The sequence below is a fragment of the uncultured Nostoc sp. genome (assembly GCF_964247315.1).
Classification (GTDB): domain Bacteria; phylum Cyanobacteriota; class Cyanobacteriia; order Cyanobacteriales; family Nostocaceae; genus Nostoc.
The window spans coordinates 1-12,484 of record NZ_CAXTTT010000020.1 but is presented as its reverse complement, the minus strand read 5'-3'; the positions used below and the strand labels follow the sequence as shown (position 1 = coordinate 12,484).

The 12,484-nt window shown below is 40.3% G+C and carries 12 protein-coding genes and 2 pseudogenes; 5 read left to right on the top strand and 9 right to left on the bottom strand.

The annotated features are described in order from the left end of the window. The first annotated feature begins 26 nt into the window (after nt 1-26). Nucleotides 27-578 (top strand): ribosomal protein S18-alanine N-acetyltransferase, encoded by a 552-nt coding sequence (rimI, locus tag ACFE93_RS08415; protein WP_375472880.1) that lies wholly within the window; start codon nt 27-29, stop codon nt 576-578. Nucleotides 579-1,056: 478 nt separating this feature from the next. Beyond that, complete coding sequence (locus tag ACFE93_RS08410; RefSeq protein WP_375472879.1) at nt 1,057-3,525, top strand: ATP-dependent Clp protease ATP-binding subunit; 2,469 nt, start codon at nt 1,057-1,059, stop codon at nt 3,523-3,525. A 124-nt stretch (nt 3,526-3,649) separates the two neighbouring features. Here ACFE93_RS08410 and ACFE93_RS08405 read toward each other — a convergent pair whose 3' ends face one another. Beyond that, complete coding sequence (locus tag ACFE93_RS08405) at nt 3,650-4,429, bottom strand: DUF1883 domain-containing protein (RefSeq protein ID WP_375472878.1); 780 nt, start codon at nt 4,427-4,429, stop codon at nt 3,650-3,652. Nucleotides 4,430-4,730: 301 nt separating this feature from the next. After that, a complete protein-coding gene (locus ACFE93_RS08400) occupies nt 4,731-4,913 on the bottom strand; it encodes a hypothetical protein (protein ID WP_375472877.1) in 183 nt (60 codons plus the stop codon). 39 nt (nt 4,914-4,952) lie between these two features. Here ACFE93_RS08400 and ACFE93_RS08395 point away from each other — a divergent pair, with 39 nt between their 5' ends. Beyond that, nucleotides 4,953-5,144: a DUF6888 family protein gene (locus ACFE93_RS08395; protein WP_375472876.1), complete on the top strand. Its 192-nt coding sequence runs from the start codon at nt 4,953-4,955 to the stop codon at nt 5,142-5,144. After that, nucleotides 5,141-5,692: a DUF6887 family protein gene (locus tag ACFE93_RS08390; protein WP_375472875.1), complete on the top strand. Its 552-nt coding sequence runs from the start codon at nt 5,141-5,143 to the stop codon at nt 5,690-5,692. The genes ACFE93_RS08395 and ACFE93_RS08390 overlap by 4 nt, the downstream gene beginning before the upstream one ends. A 104-nt stretch (nt 5,693-5,796) precedes the next feature. Here ACFE93_RS08390 and ACFE93_RS08385 read toward each other — a convergent pair whose 3' ends face one another. Further along, nucleotides 5,797-5,940: a hypothetical protein gene (locus ACFE93_RS08385; protein ID WP_375472874.1), complete on the bottom strand. Its 144-nt coding sequence runs from the start codon at nt 5,938-5,940 to the stop codon at nt 5,797-5,799. A 163-nt stretch (nt 5,941-6,103) separates the two neighbouring features. On the opposite strand from ACFE93_RS08385, the pseudogene ACFE93_RS08380 reads away from it, so the two are divergent. Further along, nucleotides 6,104-6,654, top strand: a pseudogene (locus ACFE93_RS08380) (Uma2 family endonuclease). Between the two features lie 179 nt (nt 6,655-6,833). On the opposite strand, the gene ACFE93_RS08375 reads toward ACFE93_RS08380, so the two are convergent. The 6 genes and pseudogenes from ACFE93_RS08375 to ACFE93_RS08350 all read right to left on the bottom strand — a co-directional run bounded on the left by ACFE93_RS08375 (nt 6,834) and on the right by ACFE93_RS08350 (nt 11,935). Next, nucleotides 6,834-7,580, bottom strand: coding sequence for a creatininase family protein (locus ACFE93_RS08375; RefSeq protein ID WP_375472873.1), 747 nt, complete (start codon nt 7,578-7,580; stop codon nt 6,834-6,836). Between the two features lie 556 nt (nt 7,581-8,136). Beyond that, a pseudogene (locus tag ACFE93_RS08370) lies at nt 8,137-8,409 on the bottom strand (cupin domain-containing protein). 22 nt (nt 8,410-8,431) lie between these two features. Beyond that, on the bottom strand, nt 8,432-8,791 hold the full coding sequence (locus tag ACFE93_RS08365) for a Mo-dependent nitrogenase C-terminal domain-containing protein (RefSeq protein WP_375472872.1): 360 nt from the start codon (nt 8,789-8,791) through the stop codon (nt 8,432-8,434). A 684-nt stretch (nt 8,792-9,475) separates the two neighbouring features. After that, complete coding sequence (locus tag ACFE93_RS08360; RefSeq protein ID WP_375472871.1) at nt 9,476-10,936, bottom strand: YARHG domain-containing protein; 1,461 nt, start codon at nt 10,934-10,936, stop codon at nt 9,476-9,478. A 48-nt stretch (nt 10,937-10,984) separates the two neighbouring features. Beyond that, on the bottom strand, nt 10,985-11,533 hold the full coding sequence (locus ACFE93_RS08355) for a GIY-YIG nuclease family protein (protein WP_375472870.1): 549 nt from the start codon (nt 11,531-11,533) through the stop codon (nt 10,985-10,987). A gap of 72 nt (nt 11,534-11,605) precedes the next feature. Continuing rightward, nucleotides 11,606-11,935, bottom strand: a complete 330-nt coding sequence (locus ACFE93_RS08350; protein WP_375472869.1) for a hypothetical protein — start codon at nt 11,933-11,935, stop codon at nt 11,606-11,608. Nucleotides 11,936-12,484 lie beyond the last annotated feature (549 nt).

Below are 12,484 nucleotides of genomic sequence, written 5' to 3'. Positions count from 1 at the left end.
AGGGTTTGTAACGTTATTCAATAAATGTGATCTCATTAGACTTAGAAATTAAATTACTGACATTAGAAAATCTCAGTGCTATTCTAGAACTCGATCGAGCCTGTTTTGGCGGACTTTGGACTCTGGAGGGCTACAAACGAGAATTGGATAGTCCCAACAGCGATTTACTCGGTTTATTTTCCCCCTCCTCCAGCACAAGTTTGCTAGGAATGGGTTGCTTTTGGTCTATTTTAGAGGAAGCTCACATTACAATTTTGGCGGTTCATCCCGAATATCAGCGTCAAGGTTTAGGACAGGCTTTATTATATTCACTTATTAAGACAGCTTGCGATCGCAAAATGGAGCGAGCTACCCTCGAAGTGCGAGCTTCCAACTTGGGGGCTATATCTTTATATCAAAAATTTGGCTTCAAAACAGCGGGGCGGCGGCGGCGTTACTACCAAGATAACGATGAAGACGCTTTAATCCTTTGGCTACCAGATTTACAACACCCCAAATTTCAAGCAACTTTAGACCAGTGGTATTCCATTGTCAGCGATCGCCTAGACAAATCCTCTTGGCACTTGCTTTTTAAGTAGTTGGGCATTATTAATTTTGAATTAGGAACTTCCAACAAATAAATTATCCAATCTTGTATGGGTATTTTTTTGTCAGTCCCTTATTGGGGCTGGCGAGCGACCTCAGCAAAAAAATGCAACTTTGCTACGCCAATGTTTATTTAAATATTCTATCTAAAAATTATATTATATAAGTAAAATATATATTAAGGATTTTTGCTTGATATTAATAAATATATATGTTAAATATAAACATTTGGGGATTGAGTCAAGAAACCCTTAATCTAAACAGTCAGCTATTTATAATAAATCCCAAAAAAGCTGGTGAACTAAAGCTCCTCAGTACACTAGCCAGATAAGAGTAGTCAATAGTTAACAATTAGCCCATCAACCCAAGTCATAGGTTCAGGATGTCTATAATCTGTTATACAGGCATCCAAAAGCTTTGCCTGTGCTAAAATCAGCATACCGGCACGACCGCAGATGATGGGATAAAGCCATGTTTGAGCGCTTCACAGAAAAAGCCATTAAGGTAATCATGCTGGCCCAAGAAGAGGCCCGCCGTTTAGGTCACAACTTTGTCGGAACCGAGCAGATCCTCCTGGGTCTGATTGGCGAAGGCACTGGAGTGGCTGCCAAGGTGCTGAAATCAATGGGCGTCAATCTCAAAGATGCCCGAATTGAAGTTGAAAAAATTATAGGACGGGGATCGGGCTTTGTTGCCGTGGAAATTCCATTTACGCCACGGGCGAAGCGAGTTTTAGAACTCTCCTTGGAAGAAGCACGCCAACTGGGGCATAACTACATTGGCACCGAGCATCTGCTGTTGGGCCTAATCCGCGAAGGGGAAGGCGTCGCAGCCAGAGTGCTAGAAAACCTCGGTGTGGATCTATCTAAGGTAAGAACCCAAGTCATCCGCATGTTGGGAGAAACTGCCGAAGTTTCACCAGGCGGTTCATCCGGGCGCACAAAAACCCCGACTCTGGATGAATTTGGTTCAAACCTGACCCAGATGGCGATTGACAATAAGCTCGATCCAGTGGTGGGACGCGCCAAGGAAATTGAGCGGGTGATTCAAATATTGGGTCGCCGAACCAAAAATAACCCAGTGCTGATTGGGGAACCAGGGGTTGGTAAAACAGCAATCGCTGAAGGTTTAGCTTCACGCATTGCCACCAAAGATGTCCCTGACATCCTCGAAGATAAACGCGTTGTCACGCTGGATATTGGTTTACTCGTAGCAGGAACCAAGTATCGGGGTGAATTTGAAGAACGCTTGAAAAAAATCATGGATGAAATCCGCTCGGCGGGTAATGTCATTCTCGTGATTGATGAGGTACATACCTTAATTGGTGCGGGTGCAGCAGAAGGTGCTATCGACGCAGCGAATATCCTCAAGCCAGCTTTGGCCAGGGGTGAGTTGCAGTGCATCGGCGCTACAACCCTAGATGAATACCGGAAGCACATCGAGCGAGATGCAGCGTTAGAGCGACGTTTCCAACCAGTGATGGTTGGCGAACCTACAGTTGATGAAACAATTGAAATTTTATATGGTCTGCGCGAACGCTACGAGCAACACCATAAACTGAAAATCTCCGACGAAGCATTGGTAGCGGCGGCGAAGTTATCAGATCGTTACATTAGCGATCGCTACCTCCCAGATAAAGCCATCGACTTGGTTGATGAAGCTGGTTCTAGAGTGCGCTTGATTAACTCCCAGCTGCCACCCGCAGCCAAAGAGTTAGACAAAGAACTGCGTCAAATATTAAAAGAAAAAGATGACGCGGTGCGCTCCCAAGACTTCGACAAAGCTGGGGAATTGCGCGATCGCGAAATGGAAATCAAAGCCGAAATCCGGGCGATCGCTCAAAGCAAGACCAATGCAACTGGCTCTGAACATGAAGAACCTGTAGTTACAGAAGAAGACATTGCCCACATTGTCGCTTCCTGGACTGGGGTACCGGTGAACAAACTCACCGAATCTGAATCTGAAAAGCTGCTGCACATGGAAGACACCTTGCATCAGCGTTTAATTGGTCAGGATGAAGCTGTGAGGGCAGTTTCACGCGCAATTCGTCGCGCTCGTGTTGGTTTGAAGAATCCCAACCGACCCATAGCTAGCTTTGTCTTCTCTGGGCCTACTGGTGTAGGTAAAACCGAGTTGGCGAAGTCCTTGGCTGCTTACTTCTTCGGTTCCGAAGAAGCGATGATCCGCTTAGATATGTCCGAATACATGGAGCGTCACACCGTCAGCAAGCTGATTGGTTCCCCTCCAGGTTATGTTGGTTATAACGAAGGTGGTCAGCTGACCGAAGCCGTGCGGCGGCGTCCTTACACCGTGGTGTTGTTCGACGAAATCGAAAAAGCACACCCCGATGTCTTCAATATGCTGCTGCAAATTTTGGAAGACGGTCGGTTAACTGATGCCAAAGGTCGCACGGTGGACTTCAAGAACACCTTGCTGATTTTAACTTCCAATATTGGTTCTAAGGTAATTGAAAAAGGCGGTAGCGGTATCGGCTTTGAATTCTCCGAAGATGCTAGCGAGTCAACTTACAACCGGATTCGCTCTTTGGTGAACGAAGAATTGAAGCAGTACTTCCGTCCAGAGTTCCTCAACCGACTCGATGAAATTATCGTCTTCCGTCAGTTGAGCAAGCCTGAAGTCACCCAAATCGCCGAAATTATGCTCAAGGAAGTATTTGGTCGTCTGACTGAAAAGGGTATCACCTTAGAGGTCACAGACCGCTTCAAGGATCGTTTGATTCAAGAAGGTTACAGTCCCAGCTACGGCGCGAGGCCATTACGTCGGGCAATTATGCGCCTGTTAGAAGATAGCCTAGCAGAAGAAATTCTGTCTGGTCGTATCAAGGATGGCGATACAGCCCTTGTTGATGTGGATGAAAATGGCGTTGTGCAAGTTAGTTCTCAACAGCGTCGGGAATTGTTACCCCAAGGTGTTGAGTAAGATTTAAGGTTTGGGATTTAAGTCTCAAATAAAAAATTAGAAAACGGTAGAGTATTTATTGCTCTACCGTTTTTTATTCACTAAATATTCATTAAGTGCTTCAAATCCGGATCTAGTAGCATTGTTATGTCGCTTTGCTAACACTTCTAATTAGTTCCGCAATCTCACTCGCAATTTCCTCAATCGTGTGTGTTGCTGTACTCCTGGCGACTTTATCAGCAAGTGAAGGACTAAACTCGATTACTTCCTGTTTTGAAATCTTATGCCAGATAGGAAGCAAGATTTGTTCTCCAGTTATTGTTCGTGTAACAATTCCATCTAACTCATAGTTTGTCCAGCCTTTACTAATGAATGATTGTGAGAGAACGACAAGTCCTATACGGCTGTTTGCTAAACCACGATCAATTTTCCGCCGGAGACTGTCCCCAATTTTTAATTCAAACTCGTCATCCCAAACCCTCAATCCCTCATTTTTTAGTGCGCTTGCCAAGGGCCTTACGATCCCTTCTTTATCCTCTGAAGCATGAGAGATAAAAACATCGTACTGACGTGTATACTCAGTTACATCTGCTAGGAAGTCAGGCTGTACCAAACTAGGAACTGAAGAAAGCGGAGCTTCTTTAATTGTCGGTAACGGGCTGGGAAGTAAACGGGCAGAGGAACTAACACTCCCACGCAGACCTCTCATGTCTACAGCAATATGCCAATTGCCTGAACGAGGGATTTGCAGGCGAACTGGTGATTTCGTCGCTAGACCTCCAAAGTAGTTATACTCTCGACCATTTCTGTAACTTTGGAAATTTGAACTGTCCATTAGAAGTACATTAACGGCATTCCCTGAAAGGGTGACTTCAACTATTTCGCCACTTTTGCGCTGCCCTAGATCATGATGAACAAATTTCATGTGAATCTCAATTACTCTTTGTAGTTTTTTTGTATTATGCTAATGTAGTTAGAAAGACTGCTTCTATTCAATATCTCTAAGCATTAAAGGCTGAAAATCTGTATCTTAATAGTATTTACGTACTAATAGAAAGTTAACCGTAAGAACACGTAAAATTAATTTTTGGTACAAAACTTGGCGAAAATATTCTGTATTTCCATCAGTGCTTTTTCTGCTGGAAGTGCGCTCACACTTTCGCGTGTTGCTTCTGCCCTTTCCTTGATGTCGAGATAATAGTCCTCTAGTTAATTAATTAACAGCGTTACCTAGCCACATTTTCTGTATCTTCTGACGGTAAACCTAACTTTTCACGAAAATCTTTATCGTATTTCGGCTTCTCCCAGTTTTTAGTATTGTATTGAATTTGGTTAAGTTCTATAGTCGGTAAACCAAAAAGTTTTTTCCAAAACAGCGATCGCCTTTTATAGGTAATTTCAGATATCATTTACCGATATAATCGGTGGGTAAATCAAGTAAAGTGGATATGAAGCCCACAAACGAACAAACTCAGGGACTCTACAGGCTTTGTTATCGACTTACTAATGTCATTTACCCTGGATGGCCATATACAAACATCGAACTTGTTAGGATAGATGAACGTACTGGAAACTTATACGTACTTGCTGGCGAAAATCTGGACTTTGAGATTAAACCAACCGGAGGGTATGAACCATGACAGTAGCTAAGTATGAAGCGATGAATCTCAATGAACTACGTCACTATGTTCTCACTCACCGAGAAGATGTTGCAGCTTTTCATGTGTATATTGATCGCTCAAAATCTGAAGGGCAAATGATCAGCATAGACTTAAATGATGAGAATTGGGAAGACAAAGTTAAAGAAGCAATTAAATCTAGTTCTAATGCTATTCGTTGGTACTGTAATAATACACAAAAATATACTAAAGAAGCTCAGATAATTTCTGAATGGTGGAATCATTTAGATAATAAATTTGTTACCAAGCATCATCTTACTGGAATAGAAATTGATCAAGCAACTGGAATCTGGGAACCAATTCAAATTAACCCGCCACTGCAAATACGCATCATTGAACCAAGTTTAGAAATTGGTCAATCTACTACGTTGCTCAAATACAAAAGTCAAGATAACTCTATAAAACAAATAGAAGCCTTTGCTATTGATTTGGATATTGCAAAGCAAAATCTATTTGTTTGGCCGACTCAAGCAGCAGAGGTTTTTATTTTCTCAACAGAAGCTACTTAAAACTTTGCTGTACTCAGTTCTAATCTCACTGAGATATTTTTTACTATCAACATCTCTGTATTTTGTGCAGTGATTCTCCTTTTGTTCAAGATTAGAGCCGTGAACTAAAGGGTTCCTATCGCTTTTGGGCATAGCTCTAATTTCTCTTGAAGATGAAGTGCGATCGCTTTAGCAAGAATAGGTGGTACTTTCTTTAATCCTTCTAAACACTCTAGGATGATGATACCCTTGTACCGCTTTGTCAACATGGTACACAGTTATTCTGGTCAAGGAATCTTGGCTATAAGTAATTTATTAGTATTCTTAAGGAAATACCGTCTGTATCTTCAATCAATCTACTGATTCTTAATCAGACCTGAAGTGCCTTTAAAATGGGAGAATATAAAGAATCATTGGGAGGAATCAATCGTCATGAATGTGATAGTTGCTAAGTGGACGATGACGAATATCACCGCATGATTGACGCTGGCATTTTGAGCGATCGCAAAGTCGAACTACTCAAAGGAGAAATTGTCGAAATCTTTGCAGAAGGAGAACCTCACGCTTATAGTAGTGGTGAAGCTGGTGACTATTTAGCAAAGTTATTAGCTGAACGTGCCAAAATTCGTCATGCTAAACCAATTACTCTACCCAACAACTCGGAACCCGAACCAGATATTGCTATTGTCCAACCTTTAGGACGCGAGTATCGACAGCATCATCCCTATCCAGAAAATATTTTCTGGTTGATTGAGTACGTTAACTCTAGTTTAGAAAAGGATTTAGAGACAAAAAGCAAAATCTATGCAGAAGCAGGTATCTTAGAATATTGGGTTGTCAATCTAAAAAAGTTACACTTGGTGGTGTATCGAGAAATCTTAGATGGAGAGTATGTGACAAAACTGACATTGACTGGGGAAATAATTCAAGCGCTTGCATTCCCAGATGTTTCTATTGCAGTGGAACCAATTATTAATAGCTAAGATATATTTACAGCCTTTTTTATTCTTTTGAACTAGAAGAAGGTAAAGACACGAAATTGGACTGAGCTTCGCCGTACCACGTTAAGGCATCTCTACAAGGATTCTAGATAACCTTTCGCAAGATATTTTATGCAGAGACACGATTTTACTCGCATCTCTACAATGTCTTTTCATAAATTTTATTCTGCGTTCACAAATTCCAAATATCCATTGCTAAGTTCTTTCACGGCCAAGTCATAAAATTGCTTACCATGTTCTGGCGTTGCTAAAGCCGGATTTGATCCCATGCGTCCATCTGGATAACGCACTCGAAAATCAGCAGCGCTATAAATCCTATGTCCGCTTGCAACTTCTGGTGAAAGGAGTGCTTGCTTAATCGCTTCTGGATAAACGTACTGGGTGAGGGCTACTTCACTTGGCGTTGCATGAGAACCTTCTTGATCCCCATATAATTCTTTAGCTAACTTATATACAGAACCGCACATAAACCAGTTTGCCACTTGACATTGCACCTGTTGAGCATTGGCAATCTGCAAATCTTCTAAATGAGCATAAGTTTCTGAGAAAGCAGCTTTGAGGGTGGCAATATTACCGCCGTGTCCGTTAATAAAGTAGAATTTGCTAAAACCAGCTTTGGCTAAACAAGTTACATAATCTCGCACTACTTGAATTAAAGTGCTGGGACGCAGACTGATTGACCCAGGAAAAGCAGTATGGTGCAGTGCCATCCCCACATTGATTGTAGGGCCAACGATCGCTTGGGTTGCATCACCCACACCGGCTGCGATCGCTTCTGCACAAATAGCATCAGTACCAATTAACCCTGTTGGCCCGTGTTGTTCTGTGGAACCAATAGGGAAAATAATTCCCTTTGACTGCTGTAAATAAGCTTCGATTTCTTGCCAAGTACTTAAATGCAGTAACATTGTTAATAATTTTCCTCAATATAAATTGCGGCGGAATGAAACCTTTTGCTGCTAAACAGCATCTTCTGGTAACTAAAGTCCCACTAATACGATTATGAACTCTCTGGATTTTCTCTGCTGGCGATCGCACAAGATCCCCGACTTCGCAAAAGTTGTCGGGGATCTTTGTTTACTGCCAAATTTGGAGAGAATGAGACGAGCTATTTCTATTGCGATCGCACAGCCTCTAACATCTGCTTGAAAGTCTCCGGACGTACACCACACAAGCGTTTAAAGTCTTCTGGCTTCAGGCTCTTTACTTGTTCGTAGGTCATAGATGCTACCTAACTCTAACTTACTTGTCTCACGCATCTAGGACTTTTGCAAGAGGTCTATTGTTTAGGGAATGGAGTCGCAACGAGTTTTGACAGAGATAGATATAAACAATTTACCGATTCTGCCATTTTATCCTACGATACTCGCTACGAACCTTCCCAGAATATAAATCAAAATTGATTTGTGAAATGTTGCTTTTCTGGATAATCAAGAAAAAAAGTCGATCGATTTTGATTTTTGACTATCCAAAGTAATAATGCTTCTTTACGTCCCTTGTAATTTCCCATGTACAGGACATCCCAGCGGTAAAAATCACTAAATCGCTCTTACCCATTTGCACTGGTTCTCCGCCATCAGGACTAACAAGTACGTCACCTTCCAAAAAGTAGTAAGTTTCTTGAGAATCATAAGTTTAAGGGAATTTTGAAACTTCCTTTTTCCAAATTTCCCATTTAAATACACCCAATTCATTAAGATACTCTTGTCTGGGTTGATGCTCAATTTTAATTTCTATATTGTGTTTTATATAGTTATATTCAGCAGTAAGATTGAATATCCTCTCCACACTTATCTACTAGATAACACAAAGCGCGAAAACGCAAGTAGACAAGTTCGTTATAAAGTGGATTCAGCTTGCACATTGGCGGAATATGGCCTATTTTGCGACCAAAAAGCATGATATCACGCTCGAATGGACACTGGGCAGGAATTAGTTTAGCAATAAATTTAGCTAATTTCCGATTTTGAATCTCAATTTTGTCGAGCCATTGACGTAATGGTTGCAGTAAATCTAATTTCGGTTGAGCAAATTGCTTTTTACTACTTGTTTGATTCTTTTCTTCTAAAGGTTTAATAAAAGCAGGCAGAAAAATACGCCGATTCTGTGTTTTAAGCATAGTTGTGGGCAAGGTTTTCCTTGTGAATATGAACTATTTGCCGATTGAGAATATCACCATGTAATATGTTTAGTCAATTTGCACTGCGCTTGGAGATTAAGAAGCAAAGTAAGCATAATGCAAACAATTTACATGCATCTTTGGGAAGAGAAATAGTCTAACTAATTGTTATTTAAGCCCACCAAATCATGAAGAACTGTCCCGTTAAATACAAAATAACAAAGAAAATATAAAAATGGCATTTCTTTAACTTATGGATTTCTAATCTTGAAAATAGCAATCTTATATATTAAATATAAATGCCTGGTTCGGAAACTGACTAGTATCTAGAGATGTAGTTTATGGCACACAAACACAGTTTTGTTCTGACCCTGCATACATTTCGCTAGGATTAGCCCCTAATATCTTTTGATTTTAGGGTATTGAATATCCATAATTTTGTGTGATATGCTACACAGGCTAACCCAGATATTATCTAATAAGTAGCAATAAATCGATTGATAAGTCTAAACTAATATAAAGACTTACACAAGAGCAAAGGGCACTTATACTGAGTAATTTTACAGTTTTTATAATCAGCTTTGTCCAACTACTCACTGTGAGATTTTGCCGTTAGTACAGCCTGTTGTAGAAAAGTATTGGTTATTCTCCTCAGTCCTCACTCCCTGATAATGAAAAACTTAATTATTTAAAATATCTTAACCCAGTATTAGCCTGATATTTGCCGATATATTCTACATTCTGTTGCTCTAATTTTGAGAGCAATTTAGGTGGAAATGTCTTTGGTAAATATATAGGACGATACCAAGGTTGGTTATTAAAGTAATTTTGCAATTCAGTATTATCAAAACGGCGACCATGACTGGCAAAAATCGAATTTCGTATAATATCAAGTTCAAAACCGCTTTTACCATCCAAATCTGCATCAGTTACAAGTCTTTGAGAAAGCCAGAAATAATTGTTAAGAGTCGTAGTATCAACTGGTGGTATTGATGTAGTTGAGGAAGGTGATTGAGTTGGAACAGATGGGGTAGTTGGTGTAAATGTAGGAGTTTCTACCACGGGGCTTGTAACATTTGACGGTGTTTCTGAAGGTAATACTGTTTTGTCTGCTGTAGATTGAGAAGATTTTGGTAACACTTGACTAATAATCACAGATGCACCAATTAACCCACCTGCAATCAAACTGCCCATGAGAATATTATTCTGACTATTGCTACTTTGAGAGCTAGGCTGTGGTTTGACAGGTGCTGTCTGAGGTGGCGGTGCAGAGACTACAGTTGGTTGAGTCAAGAGGGGTTGCGTCGGTGGAATTGGATTTGCTATGCTCTGCAAAGAATCCAGCATTGCTCTGGCTGTGGGGTAGCGATCGCGTGGATGATAAGCGATTGCTCGATCGATTACTCTTGCTATAATTGGGCTAACATGACTGGCATATTGCCGCCAGACAATTTCACCCGTTTGAGAATCAGTTTCTAGTTGTTGCGCCTGTTTACCAGTCAGCAAATAAATTACCGTCATTCCTAAACTGTATAAATCGCTAGAATAAACTGGTCTACCTGCGGCTTGTTCGCTCGGCATATAGCCAGGTGTACCAATCACAATCGAACTGGTAGGATTGCCTTGAGAATTTACTACTGTTCCCATTGACTCTCGCACAGCACCAAAATCAATCAGCACTGGTTTAGCATCCCGATGACGTACTATGATGTTATCCGGTTTAATATCGCGGTGAACGATACGCTTAGAGTGAACGTAATCCAGGACAGGTAATATATTTATAAATAATTCCTGGACAGCGCCTTCACTAAATAGCCCCTGCTTCTGGACTTTTCCAGTTAAAGTATCGCCTTCAACCCATTCTTGAACTAAGTAAAATTGTCCACTTGAAGAGAAGTAGGCATATAATGCCGGAATTTGGTCATTTGCCCCACCAAGTTCTTCTAAAATAGCTGCTTCGCGTTGAAATCTCTCTTGCACTAACTGGTAAATTTGGGGATTGTTATGAATCGGTCTTAGCTGTTTAACCACACAAGGACGCTTTGAAGGCATATAAGTATCTTCAGCTAGATAGGTTTCACCAAACCCACCAGCGCCTAGTGTGCGGATAACTTGATAGCGATCGTTCAGCAGCTGTATTGTCATGGGAGATTACAAGCGGTATTCATAAGATAGTTTTCCCCAAAACTACCTTCATTTCAAATCTAGTAAACCTTCTTCCTTCAATTTAGGATTGAAGCGAATTTGCATTTGCAAACCACGCACTTCTAACAATTGCGTTGAAATTTCTGCTTCTACTCTCCGTGCCACATTTTTAAGAACTTTTATTTGTGCTAATTCATCATTAGCTGGATTTTGATAATTCGCTTGTTCTTCAGGTGTCATTACAACTTTGACATCAATGGGATGAGTCCATTTTTCCTTTTGATCCCCATTACCCCAAGGTACACTGCCATTTTCAGCAATCCAAGCATTTTCAGTATTTTCTAAAATTGTACGACTAGGACGTTCAATAGTTTGAACTTTTACCCAATAGCATTGCTGTGGCTGACGGACTAAATGCTGTTTAAGGCTAAGATAAACATCACGGGAGTATCCTACAAATTGAAGTGCTTTTTCTTGGTCAAAGATAGCATATACACCGATTTTACCCTGAAATTGTTCGGGTAGTTGGCCGCGCTCATTAATGTAAGGAATGTATTCCAGAGTTGCCAAAGAAGAAAGATTTGTTTCAGAAGCCATACATCAAATATCAAACTTACTATTTGCCTTCAGAATTGAAAATTACGGATTAGAGAAAAATTATCTTGAAAATTATTCATTACCCAATTTTTGATAAATTGCACAAAGGCGGCTGGGTTTAAAAATCTTGGCACTGAACATAAAATTTGGTGGTACATTGACGATGATATACTCATCAGATTCATAATATTTTTCAAATTCTGCTGGCATTCCTTTAGTGGTAGTTAAGCTGTAAGGAACTGGCTGAAAAAGCAATTCTGTAAATTTAAGTTGCTCACACCCCAACTGTTCACAAATTTGCTTCAAGAAAGCAACGCTTGTCAATAAATTGAATAGAGTTTCTTGAGCTTGTGCTTCAAGAGTGAAACTGCCATCAAAGCTATGAACGATTTTAAGTGACATTTTCTGTATTAAGAGCTAGTTATTAACGACTAAGTAATGATAGAGGATAGGCAATATGTTACACATGGTCATCCAAAAGTCTTAAGCAACAAAGTCTACTTTTTTTGCAGATATGTTTGGTGAAAAATTACAACTTTAAAGTTCTGCCTATTAAATTGTAGGACTTCTGTCAGCTACACAAGGAAGCGGGCATAGTTAATAATAATGAAGTTTAGCAAATTTTCAATCAAGCATAGGTGATTTCTATTTAACATTGTGCTGATAAAACAAGCCTAATTGTCTGAAAAATAATTAAGTTTGGGTGTTAGCAAGAGCCATTTCGGCACTTTCTTATATTGTGAGGCGATCGCCTTATATCTAAGTTTAGTTTTAGAAGTTAAAACTCTTAATTACTACTGCCAGAGTGGCAAAACAGGGTTAATGCTAATACAGTTCAAACTTGACGATTCTTAGGATAAACAAAAAGCCCCAAGCTGTGAAATGAGCTTGGAGCTTTTAGTATGTAAAATAGAACCTGGCATCGAGCTATTTTTGCGTAGGGCAACCCCT